The sequence below is a fragment of the Chryseobacterium defluvii genome (genome assembly GCF_014204415.1).
GTDB classification, from domain to species: domain Bacteria; phylum Bacteroidota; class Bacteroidia; order Flavobacteriales; family Weeksellaceae; genus Chryseobacterium; species Chryseobacterium defluvii_A.
The window spans coordinates 1,411,444-1,436,652 of the sequence record NZ_JACHLE010000001.1; the positions used below are offsets into that span (position 1 = coordinate 1,411,444).

At 38.0% G+C, this 25,209-nt stretch carries 24 protein-coding genes; 9 read left to right on the forward strand and 15 right to left on the reverse strand.

Annotated elements, in window-relative coordinates; all coding sequences use genetic code 11:
- Positions 1-22 precede the first annotated feature (22 nt).
- The 12 genes from HNP38_RS06380 to HNP38_RS06435 form a co-directional block, all read right to left on the reverse strand.
- Positions 23-1,762, reverse strand: coding sequence for a BatD family protein (locus tag HNP38_RS06380; protein ID WP_184186222.1), 1,740 nt, complete (start codon positions 1,760-1,762; stop codon positions 23-25).
- Positions 1,762-2,508 (reverse strand): tetratricopeptide repeat protein, encoded by a 747-nt coding sequence (locus HNP38_RS06385; RefSeq protein WP_228460973.1) that lies wholly within the window; start codon positions 2,506-2,508, stop codon positions 1,762-1,764. The genes HNP38_RS06380 and HNP38_RS06385 overlap by 1 nt, the downstream gene beginning before the upstream one ends.
- Positions 2,509-2,604: 96 nt before the next feature.
- Complete coding sequence (locus tag HNP38_RS06390; protein ID WP_184186225.1) at positions 2,605-3,612, reverse strand: vWA domain-containing protein; 1,008 nt, start codon at positions 3,610-3,612, stop codon at positions 2,605-2,607.
- Positions 3,612-4,604, reverse strand: coding sequence for a VWA domain-containing protein (locus tag HNP38_RS06395; protein WP_184186230.1), 993 nt, complete (start codon positions 4,602-4,604; stop codon positions 3,612-3,614). The genes HNP38_RS06390 and HNP38_RS06395 overlap by 1 nt, the downstream gene beginning before the upstream one ends.
- Positions 4,597-5,493, reverse strand: coding sequence for a BatD family protein (locus HNP38_RS06400; protein ID WP_410493764.1), 897 nt, complete (start codon positions 5,491-5,493; stop codon positions 4,597-4,599). The genes HNP38_RS06395 and HNP38_RS06400 overlap by 8 nt, the downstream gene beginning before the upstream one ends.
- A 113-nt stretch (positions 5,494-5,606) precedes the next feature.
- A complete protein-coding gene (locus HNP38_RS06405) occupies positions 5,607-6,470 on the reverse strand; it encodes a DUF58 domain-containing protein (protein WP_184186236.1) in 864 nt (287 codons plus the stop codon).
- A gap of 67 nt (positions 6,471-6,537) precedes the next feature.
- Positions 6,538-6,990, reverse strand: a complete 453-nt coding sequence (locus tag HNP38_RS06410) for a GNAT family N-acetyltransferase (RefSeq protein ID WP_184186239.1) — start codon at positions 6,988-6,990, stop codon at positions 6,538-6,540.
- 10 nt (positions 6,991-7,000) lie between these two features.
- On the reverse strand, positions 7,001-8,005 hold the full coding sequence (locus tag HNP38_RS06415) for an AAA family ATPase (protein WP_184186242.1): 1,005 nt from the start codon (positions 8,003-8,005) through the stop codon (positions 7,001-7,003).
- Positions 8,006-8,678: 673 nt separating this feature from the next.
- Positions 8,679-9,173 (reverse strand): hypothetical protein, encoded by a 495-nt coding sequence (locus tag HNP38_RS06420; RefSeq protein ID WP_184186246.1) that lies wholly within the window; start codon positions 9,171-9,173, stop codon positions 8,679-8,681.
- A 6-nt stretch (positions 9,174-9,179) separates the two neighbouring features.
- Positions 9,180-9,983: a helix-turn-helix domain-containing protein gene (locus HNP38_RS06425; RefSeq protein ID WP_184186249.1), complete on the reverse strand. Its 804-nt coding sequence runs from the start codon at positions 9,981-9,983 to the stop codon at positions 9,180-9,182.
- A 19-nt stretch (positions 9,984-10,002) separates the two neighbouring features.
- Entirely contained in the window at positions 10,003-10,404 is a 402-nt protein-coding gene (locus tag HNP38_RS06430) for a GlcG/HbpS family heme-binding protein (RefSeq protein ID WP_184186252.1), read from the reverse strand.
- Between the two features lie 65 nt (positions 10,405-10,469).
- On the reverse strand, positions 10,470-11,261 hold the full coding sequence (locus HNP38_RS06435; protein WP_184186255.1) for an SDR family oxidoreductase: 792 nt from the start codon (positions 11,259-11,261) through the stop codon (positions 10,470-10,472).
- 435 nt (positions 11,262-11,696) lie between these two features.
- On the opposite strand from HNP38_RS06435, the gene HNP38_RS06440 reads away from it, so the two are divergent.
- From HNP38_RS06440 to HNP38_RS06470, 7 genes are all read left to right on the forward strand, one after another.
- Positions 11,697-12,167 carry a DinB family protein gene (locus tag HNP38_RS06440; protein WP_184186258.1) on the forward strand — a complete coding sequence of 157 codons (471 nt, stop codon included), beginning with the start codon at positions 11,697-11,699 and terminating at the stop codon, positions 12,165-12,167.
- A gap of 2 nt (positions 12,168-12,169) precedes the next feature.
- On the forward strand, positions 12,170-12,526 hold the full coding sequence (locus HNP38_RS06445; protein ID WP_184186261.1) for a hypothetical protein: 357 nt from the start codon (positions 12,170-12,172) through the stop codon (positions 12,524-12,526).
- Positions 12,526-13,284, forward strand: a complete 759-nt coding sequence (gene rlmB, locus HNP38_RS06450) for a 23S rRNA (guanosine(2251)-2'-O)-methyltransferase RlmB (protein WP_184186264.1) — start codon at positions 12,526-12,528, stop codon at positions 13,282-13,284. The genes HNP38_RS06445 and rlmB overlap by 1 nt, the downstream gene beginning before the upstream one ends.
- A 77-nt stretch (positions 13,285-13,361) precedes the next feature.
- Positions 13,362-14,411: a DUF6263 family protein gene (locus HNP38_RS06455; protein ID WP_184186267.1), complete on the forward strand. Its 1,050-nt coding sequence runs from the start codon at positions 13,362-13,364 to the stop codon at positions 14,409-14,411.
- Positions 14,412-14,506: 95 nt separating this feature from the next.
- Positions 14,507-14,734 (forward strand): hypothetical protein, encoded by a 228-nt coding sequence (locus HNP38_RS06460; protein ID WP_184186269.1) that lies wholly within the window; start codon positions 14,507-14,509, stop codon positions 14,732-14,734.
- A 32-nt stretch (positions 14,735-14,766) separates the two neighbouring features.
- Entirely contained in the window at positions 14,767-17,307 is a 2,541-nt protein-coding gene (locus HNP38_RS06465) for a YfhO family protein (protein WP_184186273.1), read from the forward strand.
- Positions 17,308-17,378: 71 nt separating this feature from the next.
- Positions 17,379-18,755, forward strand: coding sequence for a glycosyl transferase family 1 (locus tag HNP38_RS06470; protein WP_184186276.1), 1,377 nt, complete (start codon positions 17,379-17,381; stop codon positions 18,753-18,755).
- Here HNP38_RS06470 and HNP38_RS06475 read toward each other — a convergent pair.
- A complete protein-coding gene (locus HNP38_RS06475; RefSeq protein WP_184186279.1) occupies positions 18,752-19,387 on the reverse strand; it encodes a hypothetical protein in 636 nt (211 codons plus the stop codon). The genes HNP38_RS06470 and HNP38_RS06475 overlap by 4 nt on opposite strands.
- A 120-nt stretch (positions 19,388-19,507) precedes the next feature.
- On the opposite strand from HNP38_RS06475, the gene HNP38_RS06480 reads away from it, so the two are divergent.
- Positions 19,508-20,479, forward strand: a complete 972-nt coding sequence (locus HNP38_RS06480) for a YpdA family putative bacillithiol disulfide reductase (protein ID WP_184186282.1) — start codon at positions 19,508-19,510, stop codon at positions 20,477-20,479.
- A gap of 316 nt (positions 20,480-20,795) precedes the next feature.
- Here HNP38_RS06480 and HNP38_RS06485 read toward each other — a convergent pair whose 3' ends face one another.
- Together HNP38_RS06485 and HNP38_RS06490 are read right to left on the reverse strand one after the other, a co-directional pair.
- Positions 20,796-21,977 carry an MFS transporter gene (locus tag HNP38_RS06485; protein ID WP_184187646.1) on the reverse strand — a complete coding sequence of 394 codons (1,182 nt, stop codon included), beginning with the start codon at positions 21,975-21,977 and terminating at the stop codon, positions 20,796-20,798.
- A gap of 269 nt (positions 21,978-22,246) precedes the next feature.
- Positions 22,247-23,920: a glutamine--tRNA ligase/YqeY domain fusion protein gene (locus HNP38_RS06490; RefSeq protein ID WP_184186285.1), complete on the reverse strand. Its 1,674-nt coding sequence runs from the start codon at positions 23,918-23,920 to the stop codon at positions 22,247-22,249.
- Positions 23,921-24,074: 154 nt separating this feature from the next.
- Between HNP38_RS06490 and HNP38_RS06495 the strand changes: the two genes are divergently transcribed.
- Positions 24,075-25,205, forward strand: a complete 1,131-nt coding sequence (locus HNP38_RS06495; RefSeq protein WP_184186288.1) for an alpha/beta hydrolase — start codon at positions 24,075-24,077, stop codon at positions 25,203-25,205.
- Positions 25,206-25,209: the final 4 nt, after the last annotated feature.

Below are 25,209 nucleotides of genomic sequence, written 5' to 3' on the forward strand. Positions count from 1 at the left end.
CAAAAATATGAAAAATAATTGATTATTTGCTAATCTGAGAATACAAATTAACAACCGCCTTAAAAAGGTCTTCTATTCCTTCAGCCGATTTTACGGGAGCATACTTCTCTATCTGTATCCTTTGAGAAAGAGTCCTGTATTCTTCGGCAACTGATGAACCTTTGTAATTCTCCAGAAACTTTCTGAAATCTTCAGACGAACTCTGATAATACTGTCCTCTTACTTCTGCATCCATTTCATCTACAGTTTCAAAGAATTTATCATAATCATTATTATTTTTAAGATTATTCAAATAGGTAAAATAATCATTAATGTCTGTCTTCAGGCTTTCCCTTATTTCATTTTCGGTTTCTGCAACGGAGCCTAAAGGTTTTGGAGCTATAGTTTCTTTAACCAAAAGACGTCGTCTCTTCTGCCAGGTCTTAAATAACAGATAAATAACGAACAGCCCCAGGAGAATACCAATATTTGTTAAAAGGATATTCCAGTGGAACTTGCTTTTCTCCTTAACCTTAAAGGAAGTGGTTTTCAGAACCGGCGTATCTACGGTCTCCAGAAAGTTATTGGTATATTCATTCACCCGTTCCGCCGTAGTCCTCGATTCCAGGATCTGCTCATGAGAAAGTGCATTCAGCGACAGGGTTTCCTGTCCCAGGTCCACATATTCCTTACTTTCAGGGTTGAAGAATGCAAACTGTTCTGTTTTAATGGAAATAAGCCCCTGCTTTTTCGGAATAACGACAAAGTTGGCAAGGATTTCCCCTTTAATTCCTGTAGTTCCCGGAGCAACAGTAGACATTATTTTAGGGGCAAAAACTTCATAGTCAGGAGAGGACTCTATTTTTGGAAGTTCCATATCCGAAAGGTTACCTTCTCCGGTAACTTTCACAACTACATTGATCGGTTTTTTTACCTCAACTTTTTCCTTGGAAGCATTATAAACACTTACATTAAAATTTCCCACAGCATTTTTAAAGTATTCAGGAGAGCCTTCCGGAAGTTTTTTAACATTAAGCTTTACCTTGTTGGAAACAATCCTGTTCTTATTAGTATAGGAGTTCACAGAAGCAGATACTGCCGGTACTTCTACATATCCCGCTTCATTGGGGAATACCATGAACATGGCCAAAACCTGTGAAGCCATATTCCCATATCCCGAAGGATCGATCTCAGATTTCTGATAGTTGACAGAATGGACACTGATATTATCCTGCTCCGGAAGACGGATGTCTTTCACTTTTCTGAAATTGTCTATGTTTTTAGAGTATACCCTTAAAACAGCAATGGTAGGCTGATCCTGATATACTTCCCGGTCCTCAATCTCCATGTTCAGGTAAACATCATTGGATGTGTTACTGGCAACAGGTTTCCTCTCAACATCTTTAATCAAAATGTCGAAAGGCTCCGTTTTATAGATCCTGTTGTTGATGGTCACCAGAAAGGAACCTATTTTTATTTTTCCTTTTTGTTTGGGCTCCAGAGCAAGGCGTGTTACATACTGGGTAATCGCTGTATTGGTCTCCGGATCCATAAACCCGTTATTGAGCGATCCGCTCCCTATGATATTAAATTTGGAAAAATCCGGTGAACGAAGCGGGGTTTGCTGGGTATATTCGCTGCCAATGATTTCCAGCGCAATCGTCAGGTTGACAATATCTTTCCCGCTGTACTCATATTTATCCGGAGTTACGGTAATATTTACCTGGCCGTAAGAAATTACGGATATAAGAATAGATAATATGTAGGCCAGTCTGTACTGCATCACCAATCTTTCTCGTTGCTCTCAGGCATCGAATAAGAATTTTTATTTAAAATTCTTCTGGCGGTTTCTTTTTCTTTTTCGCTTACTTTATTTAAAATTGCGTTTTCAAGGTCTTTAGGCATTTTGCCTTCATTATTTTTATTCTGATCAGGATTATTTCCCTGGTCGCTTTCTCCTTTATTCTGCTGCCCGTTGCCCTGATCCTGTTTCTGATCTTTTTTGTCACCTTTCTGGTCATCTTTATTCTGATCATTTCCGCCACCGCCTTTTCCTGAGTTGTTTTGCTCGTTTTTCTTTTGCTGGTTTTCTTTTTCCTTCAGTTTGGCAATTTCATAGTTTTTTCTTGTTGCCTCATTGTAAGGATCCTGCTTCAGGGATTGCTTATAATAATCTGCAGCTTTTTCAGGCTGGTTCATCTGCATATAAGTGTTTCCCAGGTTATGAAGGGCCGCCGCTTTATCCGGAAGGGTCTGGGAAAATTTCTGTGCTTTCTCGAACTCCGCTTTGGCATCTTCATACTTTTTATTTTTATACAACGCATTTCCCAGATTATAATGTGCCGTAAAATCATTTCCGTTAGATTGTACCGCTTCCATATACCTGGAAGATGCTCCATCATAGTCCTTACCATTAAATTTCTGATTGCCTTCATACACCAAAGTCCTGTAGTTTTTCTGACCATACAGGAAATGAGAAAATGAAAAAGCAATCATTAACGATAAAAATATGATTTTAGTATTCATCATGTGCAAAATTATTCCTTTATATGTTAATAAACAGGCTTTTAATTGTTAAAATTCGGTTAAAGTACACTTTAAACCCCTTACTAATCATTAAAAAAATTAAACATTAAAGTCCCTTTTAGGATTGAAAATATAGATCAAAAAGAAAAACAGCAGAGAAACCGCCAGAAAATACTGGTAATAATGATTAGCATTCTGTGATTTCACAAGGGTTTCCGTAGATGAAAACCTCTTATTTACAGCATCTATGATCTGATCCGGAGCCACACTGATATTATTTCCGTCAATATAGGCCCCGTCCGTAGACTCGGCTATTTTTTTAAGTGCTGTCGTCTGTCTTTTTGAAATGACCGTTTGCCCGTTCATATCTGTTTTATATCCCATCAGCTGCCCGAACTCATATTCCGGCACGGGAGCCCCTTCATCAGACCCTATTCCCACTGAGGTAACAGAAATCCCTTCTTTATTGGCCAGTCGTACAGCTGCATCATCATTCCCCTCATTATCTTCCCCGTCACTTAATAATATTACCTTTCTCGATCCTTTGCTCACATTTTTAAATTTCTCTGCCGCAGCCTGCATTCCTTTCAGAAAATCTGTACCCTGGATCTGCATAGAATTCGTCTCTATTCCGCTGATATAGGTTTCGGCAGAATTGTAATCCGTTGTTAAAGGCATAATAGAGACTGCTTCACCTGCAAAGATCACGATTCCTATTTTATCGTTCTTCATTTTCTGCATGGTATGTATCATCAGGTTTTTTGCCTGGACCAAACGACTGGGTTCCATATCCTCCGCATTCATTGAATTGGATACGTCCAGCATGAAGATCACGTTATTCAGCCTCTGGCTGCTCTTAATTTCTTCGGAACCTTTTAACAGATCGATGATCGAAAAGATCAGGAAGAGCGTTCCCAAAAGGTATAAAGCCGGAAAAAATTTCGTAAAACCTGATTTCTTTTCAAACAGGTTCTCATGAAAATTGCCTTCTGCAAAGATCTCCTTTTTCTTTTTCTTCCATTTTAAAAAACGGATCAAAAAGGAAGCCAGCAGCGGCAATAACAGCAACAATAACAAATACCAGTAATTTCCCAAATACCAATCCATCAGCTTAAAATTTTATAAAATACCCATCTCAGCAGGGCATCAATGATCAGGATCCCTAATGCTATCCAAAGAAATATGGTAAAATATTCCTGATAATTATACAGTTTTGAAACTTTCACATCAGATTTTTCCAACTGGTTGATTTCATCATACACTTCTTCCAGACTGCTGTTGGAAGTTGCCCTGAAGTAGGTACCCCCGGTTGTCTGTGCCACTTCTTTCAGCGTATTTTCATCAATGGCCACTTCGGTTTCCGTAAAAATCAGATCGCCGAAAATATCCTGTGCGGTAGGCATCAGGGCATAACCATTGGTTCCAATCCCGATGGAATAGACTTTTATATTATTATTTTTTGCCAATTCTGCAGCGGCCATCGGAGGAATAGCATTTTCAATATTGCTTACACCATCTGTCATCAGGATGATCACTTTGCTTTTTGCTTTACTCTTCACCAAATGGTTCACTGCAACTGCAAGTCCTTCACCAATGGCTGTTCCGGGCTCTAACCCTGCAGAATTTAAATTCTTTATTTCATCAATAACCACCTGATGATCTGAGGTTACCGGTACTTTCGTGAACGCTTCCGCAGCATAGGCTACAACCCCTATCCTGTCATTCGGGCGTTTTTCAACAAATTTCACGGCAATATTTTTCAATGCTGTTATACGGTCAGGATTCAGGTCTTTGGACAGCATACTTAAAGAAACATCTATGGAAAGTATAATGTCTACACCTTTGGTATCATCCCTGTCCTGAGAAACTGTGAAAGTCCGCGGCCTTGCCATTGCAATGATAAGGGCCGAAAGCATAAGATATTTTGAAATCTTCAGCAGGAAAAGAACAAGCTGAATTCCCCCGCTGCTTTTCATATGCTGTACAGTGGGCACTTTTATTCCTTTTTTCTTCGGTGTGCTGATATCTCTGAAAATAAGAGGTATGAACAGGAGAAAAAGAAGCAGGAACCAGGGGCTGTAAAACTCAAAATTAAACATCCTTTCTCAAGTTTTCAAATTCCAGATCTTTTGACGACCTTTTCACAAATTCCCTGATCTCCGTAAAATCTTTTTCCATAGTTTCTTTATCCGGGAAAGTTTTGGCAAATTTCACAAGATCCCCTCTTAAGAATACCTCTTCCACCACCTTTTCATTTTCCTGGGAAATGGTATTATTTTTTTTCATAAGCTGGATAAGATCATCCGTCAAAAGAACATCTGCTGGTAAATGATACTGCCTGGTGATGAATTTCCTGGAAATATCGATCAGCTCTACATAAAACGAACGGTAATTGCCTTCTTCAATATATTTTTTCTTTTTGAGGGAGTCCAGTTCCTTTAAGGTCTGATTAGTTGCCACAACAGGTGAGCTTTTCTTCTTCCTGCCCCATTTTATGAATATGATAGTAACAATAATCAGAGCAATCAGGGCCAGTGCTGCCAGAACATACCATTTATACAACTGCCAGTAATCTGCTGTTTCCAGCTTTACTTCTTTGTTTTTCATGATATCATTGATCTGGTCTCCTTTTTTCGCCGTATTGACAACTTCTATCTCATAAGGGATTGTTTTTAAGATCCTGTCACCTACTTTAAATTCCAGTTCAGGGATGGTAAATTTACCTTCCTCGTATACGGCAAACTCTATTTTTCTTTCATAAGAATGGGTATTGACCCCAATACTGTCTTTGATCTCTTCAAAATGAAAAGGCAACAGCTCATCCTTGGCGGCAGCAGAAACATTCTGCCCGGTCAGATTGACTATTTTAATAATAAAAAGATTTGTTTCTCCCAATGCAAGGGTTTTCTTCTCAATACTGGAAGAAAGGATCTGCGAAAAGGCTGTCGCACAGATCAGGAAACATATGGTAAATAATATTTTTTTCAACTTTATCATTAAGTTTATATCCTATTTGTCATTCTGACGAAGGAAAAATCTCCATACAAAAAGAGTCTTCACTACCTTCTATATTTTTCAGCATGACAAATATAAACACATCATTATTTTCTCTGAAAATAATTATACAACAGTTTTGAATAATCCGTACCGGTATTAATGTTCATAAAACCCGCCGAACTGTTGGCAAAATCATCTTCTAAAAATCTTACTTTTTGCTTCTGGGCCTCTGCAAAAGTATATCTCCATCTCGCACTTGACGTATTGGCCCAAACTTTAGTTCCTGTTTCCACATCCTGTAAGAGGGCATATCCTACATCGGGAATTTCATTATCTTTTTCGTCATAGATCCGCATTCCCAACACCTGATGTTTTTTTGAAGCAGCCCGAAGGATCCTGGAATCATATGGATTCTCAAAATCCGATAAAAGAAAAACCAGTGATTTCCTTTTAAATATCCCCATCATATACTCCATTGCTTTATCAATATTAGAAACAGAAGGTACATAATCAGCCGTTAAGATATTACTGATAATGGAAAGGATATGTTTTCTGCCTTTTTGAGGCGGAATTACTTTATATACTTTATCTGCAAACAGGATCAGTCCCACCTTATCATTATTTCCCGCTGCGGAAAAACCAAGACTTGCCGCTATTTCCGCAACATACTCTCTTTTTAACTGGGTTTTGGTTCCATAATCCATTGAGGCAGAAATATCTACCAACAGCATCATGGTGAGTTCCCGTTCCTCTTCCATTACTTTCACAAACGGTTCACGGAAACGGGCTGTTTTGTTCCAGTCGATCCTTCGGATCTCATCTCCGAACTGATACGGGCGGACTTCAGAAAAAGTCATTCCCTGTCCTTTAAAAGCACTGTGATATTGCCCCATTAAAGTAGCCTCCGTCTTCTTTCGGGTACGGATTTCTATCTGCTTTACTTTTTTTACTATATCCTTTATTTTCATTTAAGCAGCAGGCTTTAAATATAGATTGCGGGATTAGACGGGAAACTCATAACTCATAATTTATAACTTAAAACTCAATGGAAACATTCAGCCATTCGTCATCAAACTTAGGATTATATTTTTTGTAGAAATTGATCGCTGATTCATTCCAGTTCAGTACCTGAAAGACCATTCCGCTGTATGCGTTGGATCTTCCATATTCCAGTGTAGCATCAAATAATTTCTTACCGATCTGTTTCCCTCTCATTCTTTCCGTCACCACCAGATCTTCAAGATAAAGCCTCCTCCCTTTCCATGTAGAATATCTTTTGTAATACAGTGAAATTCCTACAATTTCTCCATCAGCTTCTGCTACAAAAGCTCCCCAAACCGGAGATTTTCCAAATCCGTCTTCGGTAAATTGTTCCAGATTCAAAGTAACTTCATGCAAAGCTTTTTCATATTCTGCTAATTCTTTGATCAGCTCCAACATGGGAGCGCAATCTTCCTGAACAGCCTTTCTGATCACTATTTCTTCCATCTAAAAAAGATTAAGGTGCCTGGATTTTTGCTAAGATCCTGTTGATAATTTCTTCGGTTGAAATTTCTTCAGCCTCAGCTTCGAAAGTTAAGCCTATCCTATGTCTCAGCACATCTTTTGCAAGCATTTTTACATCTTCAGGAATAACAAATGCCCTTCCTTTCAGAAATGCGTGCGCTCTTGAAGCAATCGCAAGGTTGATGGATGCTCTTGGGGAAGCTCCGAAACTGATATAATTTTTAAGCTCCGAAAGCCCGTAATTTTCAGGATAACGGGTCGCGAACACCATATCGAGGATATATTTCTCAATTTTTTCGTCTAGGTAGATCTGGTTGACCAGCGATTTTGCATCTACAATATTCTCAAGGGAGATCACAGGCTTTACCACAGGCTGATGGGAAGTGGAAACCATTCTCATTACTGTTCTTTCGTCTTCAAACTCAGGATAATCGATCTTGCATTTCAACATGAAACGGTCGCTTTGTGCTTCAGGCAGCAGATAAGTTCCTTCCTGATCAATAGGGTTTTGGGTAGCCAATACCAAAAACGGCTTCGGAAGTTTCATGGTCTCATCACCAATGGTCACCTGCTTTTCCTGCATCACCTCCAAAAGGGCAGACTGTACTTTGGCAGGTGCACGGTTAATTTCATCTGCCAACACAAAATTGGCAAAAACAGGCCCTTTTTTTATTGAAAAATCATTTTCTTTAATATTATAGATCATGGTTCCCACCACATCTGCCGGCAGCAGGTCCGGCGTAAACTGAATTCTTGAAAAATCGCCATGAACTGCTTCTGCCAGTGTTTTTATGGCCAATGTCTTAGCTAACCCGGGAACTCCCTCTAAAAGGACATGGCCATTGCCTAAAAGACCTACCAAAAGACGGTCTATCATATATTCCTGCCCTATAATAACCTTGTTGATCTCTTGTCTCAGAAGTGAGAATAAGTAATTCTGTTCCTTTACTTTTTCTGTTAGCTGACGAATATCTTCCGCCTGATATGTATCTGACATAGCTTAATTTAAAATAATTGGTAAATTTCTAATAAATACTTGCATTAATCAACACAATTAATGCCATTTTTAAGTTAAAGTTTGTTAAATATTCCCCTGTTGGTGCACCATCCGGATCAGAATAAACTTTAAAATGCAATTGAAATACATTTTTTTGGAAAAAGACTAATAGAAATATAAAAATAAACAGAATGATTAGAACTATCTATGTATATGTATAGAAGTTGTTTAAACTTTTTATATTGAATTATTATTTACCAAGAGTTTGAAAAGTATAGATTCTTATCGAGGTAAACTGTATCATATCTGAATATGAATCCAAATTTTGATCATTTTAAACGCAAAGAAAAAAGGGGTTAAGTGTGGAGTTTAAGAAGCAAAGAGTGACAGCCTTGCTGCTGAATTAAGCTTCACAGATACTTACCGCTTCAGCTTACTCAGATCATTTTTAATTGTTTTTAATCCTGGCTGACTTAAAAACAGGAGGACTGAAGATCAATCTTTGCGTTTTTAATAGTTTAATATTCCGGATAGATCAACCACAATTCTAAGGCGGTATGAAATAGTAAACAGCTCTTTAATAAAATGTTATAATATTATTAGAATAATAAATCAAATTAAAGCTTAGATAAAATTGTTACTGCAAATAACATGATTTATTGATGTTCCCTTCCTAATTGATAAACTTCTGTAAGTTTTCAATATACATATTCAATCTCTGATGAAAAAATGAATCAATCAGTAAGAGCGCAAAGAAAAGACCTGCAAAACCTATTGATAAACCTTTATAATAATCTTTTGTGAATACGAAATATAAAATAATAAAAACAATGGTACAGAATCCCCAGACATATTTTAATATCCGGTAGCTTTTATCATCTGATTTCGCTTTCTGCCATTCGGAATCCAACGCTTGTTTCGGATTATAATGGTACTGTTTTTCAGTTTTCATGAAATGCCCGGGTTTGGAATATAGTACATAGCCTCCGTAAGCAATACTGATCAACATCAGTAAACAAACAGGAATTACAATACCTTTTTGTAGGGATAAATTGGTTTTAAAAAGAAAAACGGCAAAAGGAAAAAGGACGACCGCTATTCCGATCATCCATTTCCCCTGCTGTATTTCGCCTTTCGTAAAATGTTGCAATTGCTGTAAAAAGTCCATAATGCATTATATTTCAGAAGTAGTAATACCAAATTTTTGTTTAAATGCGTAATAAAAATGAGATAAATTCTCAAAACCTAAGTCCAGATAAAAATCTGCAGGTTTTTCCTTTTTTTGTTTAATACGGTACATTGCTTCATCCAAACGTTTATCTCTTAACCATTTTTTTGGAGTAGTGTTGAATGTTTTGGCAAAATCGCGTTTAAAGCTTGAAATACTTCGGCCCGTGAGCTTTGCAAATGCCTCCACGGAAACATTGAACATATAGTTTTGGTTCATAAACTCTTTAAGATCTATTTTATATGGTTCTGAAAAATCAAACAAAACATACTTTAAATCCGGGTCGCTTTGAAGTAAAAGTTCAATAGCTTCCCTGATTTTCAACTCTGCCAGTTTGGGTGTAGCTTCTTTTGTTTTATTGATATACGGGCTAAGTGAAAGGAAATAAGCGCTAAGAAAATCATCTGCTTCAAAGAATAATTTCTGCTTTATTTCCCGATGTTTTCGCAGTGCTATCTTGTTTTCGAATGCATATTGACGCAGTACCGGATTGTCCAAAGTGATGGAAACAAACTGGTATTTCCCTGATTTGGAAGGATATTTAATGGTTCGTATCAATTGATTTTTTTTCACTAATACGATCGTATTTTCTTTAATTACAACATTTCCGTCTGCATAAAAGGCATGAGTTTCACCGGATAACTGAAAACCCAAAAAATGCTCTGGTATGAATTCTTCATGTCCTCTGTATTTTTCAAAAGCACAGGAATATACTAATTTATCAAATATGATTTCACTCTTTGCTTCCATTTTACAAAGATCTTAAAAATTATGATAATACTTTTGCACCAGCCTCTGCAATTTCTTTATCTTGCTCAGGAGTCCCTCCTGAAGAACCAATTGCTCCAATTATATTTCCGTTTATATCTTTTATTACCACACCTCCGGCAATGGTCAGAAGTCCTCCGTTGGCATTTATCATACCGTAACTGTGCAGTTCAGCTCCTGAAATGATAGCCCCCATAGTATCGCTATTCACCCCAAACATGACAGCAGTTTTGGCTTTTTTTAAAGCAAAATCCACCAAACCATACGTACTGTCTAACCGCGCCAGTGTCATTAAATGCCCACCCGTATCTACTATTGCAATGCTTACGGGAATATTTAATTCTTTTGCTTTTTCTACAGATGCTTTCAATGCATCTGAAGCTTCATTAAATGTTATATTCATTGTTCTTTTTTTAATTATTGGCAAAAAGAAAGCACAGATTTCCCCTGTGCTTTCCACTTAATTATTTAGCTTTTTGCACTCCAGGCCTCAGTCTGCAGCTGTTTTACAAAATCCTCGGTTTCTTTAGGATGCACGTTCCTGAAATAAGAATTGTCATCCAATGCTACATTTACGATTGTATCTGCCATCGATTGCGGGTCTAATTGATCATTCAGGGATTCCCTTGCACCATTAAAAACTTTTGATGGTGTAAAGTTTTTTTCCGGATTGTACCAGCGGAAAATAGAATCTACGCCACGATCGTTGAAACCCGTACCAAATACACCCGGATTACAAGTCGCGATTTTGATATTAAATTCAGCCAATTCCGTTTTCAAACCTTCGGCGATGGATTCCATAGCGTGCTTTGAAGCACAATAAGCAGCAACATAGGGAACTGTCCAAAGCCCGCCCATTGAGGTAGTGAATACAATTTTGGCCGGTTTTTTCTGTTCAACCCATTTTTTTATAAATCCCTGCGCCAATTGCAAACCTCCGAATACATTCACATCAAACATATAGCGGATCAAATCCAAAGGCTGCTCTGCAATAGGACCCCCTTCCATAATTCCCGCATTACTGATGAGAATATCAATATCATATTTATCCACAATGTAATCAATATCACGGGTATTGGTCACATCCAACTTATCTGCTATCAACTCAATGCCCAATTCTTTCGATTCCCGAATCAGGTCACTTACCTGAGGATAAATTTCCGCGGTTGCGATGATCTTATGTCCCTTTTTAGCCAAATCAAATGCAGCGATTTTTCCAAAACCACTCGCAGCACCTGTAATTAAAATTGTTTTACTCATTTTACTCTGCTTTAATGTTTAGTAAAACAAAATTGAGCCAATTAGAATTGTTTTTTATTGCTCAAAGGCTCATATATTTATTGGAAAAAAGTTCATATTGCTTGAGCTAACAAATCTTAATATTTGTATACATTATCTAAATCTAAAGATAGATTCACAAAGCCCGGTTAAAATAGATTAACAATTAATGTATCATTCATCCACCTTAGAATATAATAAAAGAAGCTCCTTGATTTCTTACATTCAATGCAAAAAGCACTATCATTAAATTACTATCACTTCTGATTTGGGTTTTTGTAAACTGGTCAATTATATATTTTTTGTTTATACAACCCTATTTTTTCATAAAAATATATAAAATTTACGCCAAACCCCGGTTCAAAAATTGTCATTTCCAGTTTATTAAACTATTTTTGGTGATTAAAATTTTGTAAAATGAATTATCATTTTCAAGCTCACAGACAGGTAAGAAAGAACCTTCTGGATATTTTGCAGAATACGTCCCATGAAGACCTTTTGCTGATTCCGGATGGTTTTAACAATAATATTTACTGGAACATTGCTCATACGGTTGCCACACAGCAGCTTCTGCATTATTATTTAAGCGGAAATCCGTTCAGAATTGATAAGTACTGGATCGAAACTTATAAAAAAGGGACCTTGCCTAATCTCAGCGTCCAGAAGTCTGAAGTAGAAGATCTTGAATTTTTACTGACGGAAACTTCAAAGATCTTAATGAAGGATTATGACAGTGATTTCTTTTCAGATTACACCCCTTACACCACAAGTTTCGGGCTGGATCTGAAGAGTATTCAGGATGCCATTATTTTTAACAACATGCATGAAAGCCTGCATTATGGGTACGCTATGGCCCAGAAGAGGGCTATTTTAGGAGAAAAATATTAATTATGGAAGAATTAGTTTTTGGAAGCTTTCACTTTAGATTAACTGCATCAAGAAATTTGATTGGAGAATATTTCAATAATCACGGAAACACTATTTTAACCGAAAGTGCAAATTTTGCCAACAGCTTGGAAAATTCAAGTTCATTGTTTGAAGCGGAGTATATAACTTCGTGGTTAGAAGGTAATAAACCATACTCATACCGTATGAGAATAGAACGAATTCCCAATACAAATGCGTTTAATGTACTTTGGACTACCATTCGGAATAACACACCCGTTTTTAGAGGCAAAGCAGCTCTTTTAGAAGAAAACACGATATATGGATATTATTCGGGAGAAACATTTATACCAGAACATTAATGAACAATAACGATAAAAAGGATGATTTCATCTTTGGGCTTCGTCCTGTGATTGAAGCTATAGAAGCGGGAAAAACTATTGACAAGATCTTTGTGCAGAATGCATTACAGGGTGAAATTTATGCTGAGCTAAAAGCTGCTTTGGCTAAAAATAAAATACGTCCGAACTATGTTCCGGTTGAAAAACTGAACCGTTTCACAAGAAAAAATCATCAGGGAGTTGTAGCGTTTATTTCGGATGTTCCGTTTTATAAAGTGGAAGATATTGTTCCCCAATTGTTTGAGGAAGGGAAAACTCCATTTTTATTAATCCTGGACAGGCTTACGGATGTAAGGAACTTTGGAGCCATATGCAGAACGGCAGAATGCGTTGGGATTGATGCAGTGATCATTCCTGAAAAGGGAGCTTCTCCGATCAATTCAGATGCTATAAAGACCTCTGCTGGAGCCATTTACAATATCAAGATCTGTAAAGAAGCTAATCTGGCTCATACGGTTGATTTCCTTCAGCAAAGTGGAATATCTGTATTTTCTGCCACTGAAAAAGCTCAAAAACTGATCTATGATGTTGACTTTACAGAACCGTGTGCTATCGTCATGGGAAATGAGGAAACGGGAATTTCAAAAGAAGTCCTGCATCATTCCGATGAAAAAATTAAGTTACCTATTGAAGGAAAAACACAGTCTCTTAATGTTTCTGTTGCCTGTGGTGCGATCTTATATGAAGCTATGAGGCAGAAGCTTACCAAAATTAATTAGAAAATAGAAGTTAGAGATTAGCTTGGTAATGAATGCTAAGCTTTAAATTTTGAAAAATAAACCTTAAACTATTAGAAATGAAAAATATAACAGCATTAGCGCTGATTACATCCATAGCCTTAATATCCTGTAAAAAAGAAACGGCAAAAATCACAAAAATAGACCCCAAGACCGGCAAAACCATCACAGTGGAAGTCCCTGCTGATTCCGTGGCAAAAGTTGAGGAAAATCCGGCCATTAAAGATTCTGCAGGCATTTATACTCAGACCTTTAAACTGGAGAAAGGCAAAACGTATCCCCTTACCACTTATCAGAGGGATGTAAAAACAATGACCGATCCTCAGGGAAAATCGATCACAGGGACCAGCGAGTCGACAGATGAGATGAACTTCACGGTGAATGACATCAAAGGAAATGTGTATGACCTTACTCTTAACCTTGTAGGCAAAAGGAATTCCCAGACCGCTCAGGGAAAAACCGTCATTGTAGATACCAAACAGCCTCTTCCGAAAGAAGATGACCTGAAAATGATCTGGAACATCAACAAAGCCCTTACCGGAAATAAGCTGAATATGAAAATGGATACCAAAGGAAATGTGATCTCCATTACAGGCTTTGATCCTATTTATACCAAGGTATCCAATGCTGTAGGAACCCTGATCAAGGATGCTGATCAGAAAGCAAATATAGTGGCCAGTCTTAAAGAGACCTTCAATGAAAAAGTATTAAAAGACCAGTTCAACAAAAACCTTACGATCATTCCTAAAAAGGGAGCCAAAGTAGGAGAAAAATGGACAAACACTGAAAATGCAGATCCAAGCGGAAGTGTGAAAGTGAGCTCAAACTACATCTTGAAAAGTGTAGGAAACGGTATTGCTGAAATTGCTGTAACGGGTGGAATTCCTAAGAAAACAGAGAAGAAAACCCAGGGCCCGATCACACACAGTCTAAGCAGTGAGCTGGTACAGAACGGTACTATAAAGTTTGATCAGAACTCAGGATGGATCACCAATCAGAATATTACGGTAAAAACTACTCAGATCGAAACCATTTCAGACGGTAAACAATCCCAGTCTATGAAAAGTGTTTCCAATTCTTCTGTAATGGTAAACCCTTCTTCCAAGTAAGAGAGTTTGAGAGTTATAGAGTTTGAGTGTGTTGTTTTTTATTAATAAATCTTGAACTATAAACTTTAAACCCTGAACTTTAAACACATAAAATCATGAAGTACATTTTTGAGTTAGTACTCACTGCTATTATTATTTTCTTTGTCTGGAACATTCTTAAAAGGATTTTCTTTAAATCTTTTTACAGCTATAGATCCGGCAATCAAAATAAAAACAGACCACAGGATATACAAAGCTCAAATAAGAATATTGATCAGAAACTGAACTGGGATGCAGAAACTGTGGACTATGAAGAGGTGAAAGAAAATGATAATAAAAGGTAATAATTCCGGAAAACAAAAGATAAACAACCCGTATGGCAAAAAATAAAAACTTAATTTATATTGCAATTTCTTTAGTTGTATTTATAGTTTTGGCATTTTTATACTCCACTCCCGTTTTTACAGGGAAACAGCTTTTCCAGCACGACATCGTACAGTACAGAGGAGGCGCAAAAGAGCTTCTCGACTACAGAGCTGACACAGGAAAGGAAACCTATTGGAGCGACTCTATGTTTGGAGGGATGCCCACTTACCAGATGGGAAGCCAGTTCAAAGGAGATATTATCAAAAAAATTGACAGCTACCTGAATTTCCTTCCCAGGCCGGTCAATTATCTTTTTTTACTTTTTGCCGGATTCTTCTTTTTGGGAATGGTCACAGTAAGGAATTGGAAGTATGCCTTACTGGGAGCCACTTTTTTTGGACTTTCCACCTATTTTTATATCATAATTGCAGCAGGACACAACGGTAAAGTCAATACCATTGAGTACTTTGCACCCCTTTTAGCAGGGATCTTACTGGTATATATCCGGAAACAATATATCTGGGGCTTCATTGTCACTACCCTTTTCATGGGGCTTCAGATAGCCGCGAACCACCCTCAGATGACCTATTACCTGTTCCTGGCATTGGGATTCTTATTCCTGTCAGAACTTCTAAGGGCGATCCAGAAAAAAACGCCAATGAAGCATTTCCTTATTTCTTCGGCAATTATTGCCGCTTCATGCGCTATAGGGGTTGGGATGAATTCCCAGAGGATCATGGCCAATTCCGAATACGTGAAAGAAACAGTTCGTGGAAAACAGATTTTAAATAATGAAAGCCACACCTCAGGAAAATCCGGAATGGATAAAGAAAGCATGCTGATGTGGAGCTACGGAAAACTGGAAACCTTAAATCTTTTCATTCCTAGATTAATGGGTGGAGGAAGCCAGGAACCGGAAGCAAAAGAGATCATGAACAGGGTTCAGGAAATGGTTCAGGAAAACGTTTCTTCTCAGGCTGAAATGGACAGGGTTTCAAAAGGCTTCAGCGGAGTAACCTACTGGGGCGACCAGCCGGGAACTTCCGGCCCTGCCTATCAGGGAGCTGTTGTTTGTTTTCTGGCCCTTTTAGGATTCTTTTTCGGATGGAAAAAATACCGTTACTGGATCTTAGGAGCTTCTATTCTGACAATTTTACTAGCCTGGGGAAGCAATTTTATGCCTTTATCAGATTTCTTTATAGATTTTGTTCCTTTTTATAATAAATTTAGGGCTCCTTCTTCCATTCTGGTCGTTGTGGAACTATTATTCCCGTTGATAGCCATTATCGGACTGTACCGGTTTTTCACAGATGAGAAACTTACAGAAGAATATAAAAAGAAAATCCTTCTGTATGTAAGCGCCGGAACTTTGGGGTTTGTGCTCATTCTTTTAATTTTCGGAAAATCTTTATTAGGTTTTGCCACAGATAATGAGAAGACCTATTTCCCTCCTTTCCTGCTGGATTATCTTGTGGATGAAAGATTCAAGCTGTTCAGAATAGATGCTATCAAAGCATTTATTTATGTAGCAATAACTGCAGCCGCTTTATTTATGAGTATGCAGAAAAAACTGAGTCAGAATATTGCCCTGATCATCATAGGAGTTGTAAGCTTATTCGACTTATGGACTGTAAACAAGCGCTATCTGAATGACGAAAATTATGTAGATAAAGTTTTTGCAGAAAGCCCTTTTCAAACCGAAAGCTCAGACCTTCTGGTCGAAAAAGTAGCAGGAAATCCGAATCTGGAATCCATTTTAGCCAATGTCCAGGTCAATAAAACACTGGAAACCATTGCTGAAAAAGACAAAACCCATTACAGAATCTTCAATAATATCTTAGGGACATTCAGTGAAACGAATACCTCTTATTATAAATCTTCCATCGGGGGTTACCATGCGGTAAAGCTGAGAAGATATGATGATGTGATCAACGAATATTTCCAGGTCATGGACTCTGTGAAAGTCCCTAACATACTCAACCTTCTGAATGCCAAATACTGGGTGGTGGGCGGCCCGGAGCAGCCACAGGCTATCCCTAATCCCAAAGCCAACGGAAATGCATGGTTTGTAAGTGATCTGAAGTTCGCGAACACACCTAACGAAGAAATCAAATCAATCGGAATAATCAACAGCAAAACAACCGCTGTCATTGCATCATCCGATAAGTCATATTTCAGTGGCAAACCGGTTCAGGCAGATCCTTCGGCCTTCATTAATCTCACAAAATACCAGCCGAATGAACTGGAATTCAAGTCCCAGTCAAAAACACCTCAACTGGCCGTATTCTCCGAGATCTATTATCCCCACGGATGGAAAATGTTTGTCGATGATAAAGAAGTTCCATACATTAAAGCAGATTATTTGCTTCGTGCAGTGCACGTTCCTGCCGGAAATCATAACATCAGAATGGTTTTTGAACCGGAAGTGATCAAAAAAGGCAAATGGATCTCCCTGTTTTGCTTCGGATTATTCGTTGCATTGAGTGCTTTCGGTATATTCCGGATGAATAAGAACAGGAAAAAAGAAGCCCTGGTTGAAGAAAAAGCTTAATAATATATAGGTTTTGTCACTCTGAACATACCTTTAGTCTGTGTTCAGAGTGACAAAAAATCTAAATTTTAATGGAACAAAAGAAAATTCTCATCATCACCTATTACTGGCCGCCTGCAGGAGGCCCGGGAGTACAGAGATGGCTGAAATTTGCAAAATACCTTCCCGAATTTGGATGGAAGCCGGTGGTCTATACCCCGGAAAATCCGAATTATCCCTTATTGGACGAAAGTTTGCTGAAAGATGTCCCGGAAAACATTGAAATTGTTAAGACAAAAATCTGGGAGCCTTATCAGTTAGCTGAAAAACTTAATAAAAGTAATAAGAAATTCAAAGCCGGGCAATTTGATGTCGGTAAAAATCAAAGCTGGAAATCTAAGCTGTCGATCTGGGTAAGAGGCAACTTCTTTATTCCTGACGCCCGGGTATTCTGGGTAAAGCCTTCCGTACAGTTTTTAGAAAGGTATTTAAAGGAAAATAAAATAGAGGTTGTGGTCACTTCAGGCCCGCCGCATTCTTTGCACCTCATCGGCTTAAGCTTAAAAAAGAAGCTTCCCAACCTTAAATGGATCGCTGATTTCCGGGATCCGTGGACAGAGATCTCTTATTACAAGCATTTAAAGCTAACCAAAAGCTCTGACCGGAAGCACCGTCAGTTGGAAGGCAATGTTTTTAAAAGTGCAGATATTACACTGGCAACCAGCTACACCGATGCTGAAAATTTCCGTAAAAAAGGAGCAAATGCCATTTGTATTACCAATGGTTTTGATGAAAGCGACTCAGGTAAAATCGCAGAATCGCAAAATTGTAAAATTGAAGAATTGCAAAATCGCGAAACCGGAGATCAGAAAAAAGCTTCTCAAGCCCTCAAACCCTCAAACCCCCAAACTCTCAAACCCAATTTCACCTTAAGCTATATCGGTGTTTTGGAACAGCTCCGTAATCCTGAAAATCTGTGGAAAGCCCTTGATGAATTAGTAAAGGATTATCCGGATTTTGCAGAAAGCTTTATCTTAAAATTCGCTGGCAGGGTTGATGATAAGATACTGGATTCTATTGAAGATTCAGGATTGAAAAGCCACATTCTGAACCTAGGCTACCTTTCCCATGACAGGGCGATTGAAGAAATGCAGCACTCAGACCTGCTGCTGATCACTAATTTTCCCCACAAATCTTCCAAAGGCATTATTCCTGGAAAGATATTTGAATATCTGGCTACCGGAAAACAGATCATTTCATTTGGCCCGGAAGAAGCCGATGTTTCTAAAATATTGGAAGAAACCCGCGCTGGAAAGCATTTCGGTTATAATGATTTGGAAACGGTTAAAAGCTTTATTCTCGAAAAATTCACACTCTGGAAAAACGGAGATCTTCTTGAAAACACTCAGAATATTGAGCAGTTTTCAAGAAAAAACCTGACTAAAAAGCTTGCTGAAATTTTAGGTTAAACCGTCCATTGATCGTTAATCACACCGATCAGATAATATTTCCCCTGAAATTCTTCGAATACAAAGCGAAGGGTTTTCCAATCCATTTCACCATATTTTTCAGTGCCCTTGATATAATTTTCCGTAAAATCGGCTTTAGGATAGATTTCTTTCAGATTGTTCAGAGAATTTCCGCTGCCCTGAAAAATATTGAAAGAATATTGGGATGCCGTAAAATCTTTAGAAAACACCCATTTTTCAAAATATTCATTAACTGTTGCCTTATAAGGGTCTCCTGAGCCATCCATCATTCCCCAGGTAAAAAGGGTTTTAGTAGGGAAATACCTCTGAAAATCAGCTCTTGAAAATTGCTTGTCTCCTTTTGGATCCACAAATGCATACATAGAAAATCTCACTCCTTTCTCAGGATGGATAAACTCTGAAAATTTCACATAGTTCTTATTTTTCAGAGCGTGCAGGATTTCATTGTTAGCCTGTTTTAAAACTTCTTTTTTGCTCATTTCAGGCTGAACCTGAGCTTTTTCCTCTGATTTATAATGAATAATAGAGTCTTTACGCTCAACAGGTTTATCGGGTGCCTTTTTACAGGCAAAAACAATCAAAACAAGTAATGGCAGGAATAATTTTCTCATATTTCCGATATTTATTTACCTGAAAAACCACCAAAACCGATGCCATACGTAATAGTGATCATAGACAAGTTCTTTGGTAAAATTTAAGTGTCTTATAAGGTTTTGAACTAAATTTGTGAGATGGAAATTCTTGATATCCTCATTGTCGGAGGCGGGCCTATCGGTTTAAACTGTGTTCTTGAAGCTCAGAAAAATGATCTGAACTATATGGTCATTGAAAAAGGAACCATCGTCAATTCATTATACAATTATCCTTTGCATATGAGATTTTTTTCCACAGCCGAAAAGCTGGAAATTGACGGCATTCCTTTTATCTCTACCGCTCCCAAACCCGGAAGACAGGAAGCTCTGGAATATTACCAGGGAATTGCAAGACAGAAAAACATCAATATCCGTCTATACGAAAAAGTTCTTAACCTTATAAAGAATAAAGATCTTTTTGAGATTGAAACTTCAAAATCCAAATATCTGGCTAAAAATGTGGTTATCTCAACCGGTTTTTATGATATTCCTAACCTGATGAATATTCCCGGAGAAAATCTTCCAAAAGTAAAGCATTATTATAAGGAACCCTACCCCTATACCAGACAAAAAGTGGTAGTGGTAGGTTCTAGCAATTCCGCAGTGGATGCAGCTCTGGAAACTTACAGAAAAGGAGCTGAAGTCACTATGCTCATCCGCCATTCGGAGATCTCAAAAAGTGTGAAATACTGGGTAAAACCTGACATTGAAAACAGGATCACGGAAGGGAGCATTACTGCTCATTTTAATGCCGAACTGCTTGAAATCAAAGAAAATTCTGTTGTTTTTAAAGATAAAAATAACCAGATCAAAGAAATAGAAAACGATTTTGTCCTCGCCATGACCGGCTATCTTCCTGATTTCGATCTCCTGAGAAATTCGGGAATTGAATTGCAGGGAGAATGCTTAAATCCCGTCTACAATCCTGAAACCATGGAGACCAATATCCTGGGTTTATATCTAGCGGGTGTTGTCTGTGGCGGAAAAGATACCCATCTCTGGTTTATTGAAAACTCGAGGATCCATGCGGAGATGATTATGAGGAACATTCTTGCTAAAATACCTCTTTAATTGAACCACAAAAGTCGCAAAAGTTTTTAAACACTTTAGTTGTTTTAAAGTCAAATATTGATGCATACATGAGGACACTTTAGTTTTTGGAAAATCTAATACTGAGATAAGCCGAATTATTCAGCTTATGTGAACTTTAAAGCAATCTTTTTTTTAACTTAAGTAACTAATGTGTTTAAAAAACTTTTGCGGTCAATTTAATAAAGTAAAATTGTTTAGATTAACCTCGTCGCTTCATTAGGCTTCCTACAAAATGACAAAGGTTTTGAAAATTAATCTTCATATAACAATATTAAAATTTCTCTTTACCAAAAGATTATAAAACAATTTCCTCATCCGAAACCTTTTTTGGCAGCATCCACGGGATAATGAAGTAAAAAGCTATTGCAGTGATCGTGGTAATAATACCGGTCACAATCCATAAAACACTGAAACCGAATTTTTCCGCCATCATCGTTCCCAAATAAGGAGTAATGATAAATGCCAGCGAGAACGCCATTCCGTTAAGCCCCATATAAGCTCCCTTATTATTTTTTCCCGAGCGCAATGCCGTAATGGTAGACATAAATGGTAATGTCCAGATCTCCCCGATGCAAAGCAATGTCATTGAAAGCACCAATGTAAACAGACTATGATCAAAAGCCATGATCGCATAAGAAAACCCGCAGAGAAATGTTCCTATAAGCATTGTAAAAGCCAGTTTGGAATACTTTTCTGCAATCTGCACCAGCGACATTTCCAATAATACGATAAGGAAACCGCTGTATCCTAAAATATACCCTATATTCTGCTGGCTGAGACGCGCCGTATCCTTATAGAATATCGTTAATGTACTGAATAACTGGAAAAAGCATATGGAGAACAGCATACAAAAGAAACAGTAAATCAGGAATTTAGTATCGCGATAAGGTGAATTTTCCTTTATAGTAGCTTTAGCTTCTTTCACTTTTTTTATCTCTCTGATCGCCGTTTTGTTTCGTTTTCCAAAGAACCAGACGTACAATAAACCTGCCAGCAAAGCTCCTATAGCATTACTGTAAAACAGAAATTCATAAGAGATTGCAGACAATATCCCGCCCAAAGCAGGCCCGATCGAGAACCCCAGGTTGATCGCCATACGGTTCAGGGAAAATGCTCTTGTAATATTTTCCGGTTTCGCATATTTGGTGATTGCCACTGAGTTAGCAGGACGGAAAGTCTCACTTACAATACTCTGAGCTAAAATAATCCCTGCCAGTCCGGCTTCTGTAGTGAAAAGCGGGATCAGGCAAAATAACGGTACACTAAGCAACAAACTTAGGCTCTGTACCCAATACTCACCGATACGGTCGGTGATCATCCCGCCGAGCCACGACCCGATCACGGATCCTATCCCGAAAAAGCTCAGGACGATCCCTGAATTCTCAATGCTGAAATGCAAATGTGCTGTCATATACACTCCTAAAAAAGGAAGTACCATAGACCCGGAACGATTGATAAGCATTACCAGAGCCAGCATCCAGCTTTCTTTGGTAAGCCCTTTAAATGAACTTGTATATAGATGTAATAATTTCACAATTTCTAAAGTTTAGTTTTAATTTTTTTATTTAATACAAAAGCGGAAAAGATTTTATATCTCTTTAATCAGTTTACGCCTTTGCTTATCCTTAAACAGATATCATCTTTTTGGTCTGTTCTTGCGACTAAATTCAAAACGCAGTTACAAAAAATAAAAAACAGGGCCTGAAAATAAGCCCTGTTCTCTTTTATAATGATATAAAATATTCTTTACTCCGGCTTATAAGAGTCTTTTAATGTTACAGTGCGGTTGAATACCAAACGGGTATCCGAAGAGTCCTGGTCTTTTGTAAAATATCCGATTCTCTGGAATTGAAGCGGTTCTCCTACTGCCACATCTTTCAGACCCGGCTCGGCAAATCCCTGTACAACTGTTACAGATTCGGGGTTGATATAGTTTAAAAAATCCACATCTTTTTCAGCATCCGGCTGTTCTACAGTGAATAGTTTATCATAAACCCTTACTTCCACAGGCAGTGCATGCTGAGCGGATACCCAATGTAAGGTTCCTTTTACTTTTCTTAAGCTTTCCTCGGTTCCGCTTCCTGACTTACTTTTCTCGTCATAGGTTGCATAAATGGTTGTGATCTCACCATTTTCATCCTTCTCTACTCTTTCCGCTTTGATGATATAGGCTGATTTTAAACGAACCTCACCTCCAAGCTTCAGTCTGAAGAATTTATTATTGGCTTCTTCTTTAAAGTCTTCACGCTCTATATACAACTCTCTTGAAAAAGGCACTTCTCTTGTTCCTGCATCTTCCTGTTCCGGATTGTTTTCTGTTTCCAGCCATTCTTCTTTTCCTTCAGGATAGTTCTCGATGACCAGCCTGACGGGATCTACCACAGTCATCACACGCTTGGCCACTTTATTCAGGTCTTCGCGGACGCAGAATTCCAGCAATTGAAGCTCGATCAGGTTTTCTCTTTTAGCGACGCCTACTTTTTCAATAAAATTCCTGATAGATACAGGTGTAAACCCTTTTCTTCTCATTCCGGAAATGGTGGGCATCCTCGGATCATCCCATCCGGTCACTACATTTTCTGCAACCAGTCTCTGCAGCTTCCTTTTGGAAGTGATCATATAAGAAACATTCATCCGGGCAAATTCTCTCTGCTTCGGAGCTATTTTGGATTCATCATAAACCTGCTCCAGATACCAATTATAAAGCGGTCTGTGATTCTCAAATTCTAATGAACACAAAGAATGGGATACCTGCTCCAGATAGTCAGATTCTCCATGAGCCCAGTCATACATTGGATATATTTTCCATGCTGTTCCCGTTCTGTGGTGCGGTCTTTTTAAGATCCTGTACATCACAGGGTCACGCATGTTCATATTTGGAGAAACCATATCTATTTTGGCACGAAGAGACATTGCACCCTCTTCGAATTCACCATTTTTCATCCTTTCGAATAAGTCTAAAGACTCTTCAACAGGACGATTCCTGTGTGGAGATTCCACACCCGGCTCTGTAGGATTTTTTCTTTGCTCTGTGATCACTTCAGACGGCTGCTCATCTACATAAGCTTTTCCTTCTTTAATCAGCCGGACTGCCCATTCATAAAGCTGCTGGAAGTAGTCTGATGCATACAATTCTTTATCCCATCGGAAACCCAGCCATTCCACATCTTTTTTGATAGAGTCTACAAATTCCTGTTCTTCTTTTTCAGGGTTTGTATCATCGAAACGAAGGTTTACGGGAGCATTGTATTTTTCGCCCAAACCAAAATTGATGCAGATGGCTTTTGTATGCCCTACATGCAGGTACCCGTTCGGTTCGGGGGGAAAACGGAAACGGATCTGATCTTTTTTCAGACCGTTTGCCAGATCATCTTCTATAATTTGCTCAATAAAATTGAGCGGTTTTTTTTCTTCTTCCATTAAATCAGCTTTTATTTATGCAAAAAAAGTTTCACAAAGTTATGGAAAATTTGGGGTTTACGAAAATGATAATTCAGGAGTACAATTATTACCAATTCAATATTTTTTCCGAAATTTATAAAACCAACTTATCTCCTCATAAAGTATTTAAAACATGGCTGTCTATATTCTAAGTAATCGCAAGATCGTTCGCCACAAAGGTGAAAGAATAGATTCATTCTCGAATGATGAATACTCGATCCCTAATTTCAGGATTGCCAAATGTGATTTTGACAATTATAAGGAGCCTTCTGCCCAGGCCAAAAAGAAAAAAGACTATACCAACAGGAATATTCTAAACTATAAATTGTTTTCAGAGCCTGAAAAGCAAGGATATCAGGATGTCCTGGATGTTCTGTTAAATGAAAAAGGCATAAAGAAATCCGGCCTTACAGCCAACCACTTGGGCGGAACCCAAAGAATGTTTTATGAGTTATACAAAAACATGTCTTCTACCAAGTCCAGAAGTGATGTCCTGATATTCATCCACGGATATGCTTATGATTTTGATGATGAATTAAAAGCCATCATCGATCTTAAAAAACTATTTATTGACAATCCGGAATCACCTGTAGAACACATCCTGTTTGTCAGCTGGCCGGCTTCTAGCAGCATTGTCCCTCTGACCTATTTTGATGATAAGGCGGCAAGCATCAATTCCGGAAATTCCCTGATGAGGCTTTTTTATTTTTATACCCAGTTCTTAAAAGATACTTTTTCCAACAGGGATCTTGTACCATGTAACCAGAGGATTCATATTATGGCCCACTCTATGGGTAACCGTGTGCTTCAAAGTATGCTGTACAGCCTTAAAAGAGAGAATATTGTAAGGGTCATTGATCAGGTCCTGCTGCTGAACGCTGATGTGTCTTACAAGGTTTTTGAAGATTCGGAAGATTCTTTTAACAAGCTTCCTTCATTAGCCAACAGGATATCCATTTATCTGAACAGGAAGGATTTTGTTTTAGGAATTTCACAGTTTACAAAAAATATCCTCACTCCGAGGCTGGGTAAAAACGGGCCAAGCCATATTGAACCTTTTAAGGAGGTAATCTCCATTATTGACTGTACTTATATTGAGGATGATCTGCTGAATACCCTGAAATTTGATGTAGGAAACCATTGGGGGTATTTGTCGAGCTCACAGGTTCAGAATGATATTTTTCAGAACCTGAATGGCATAGACCGAAATCTTATTTCTAACCGGTTAAAAAATAATGAGAATATTTTCACCATTGTAACCTAAAAAA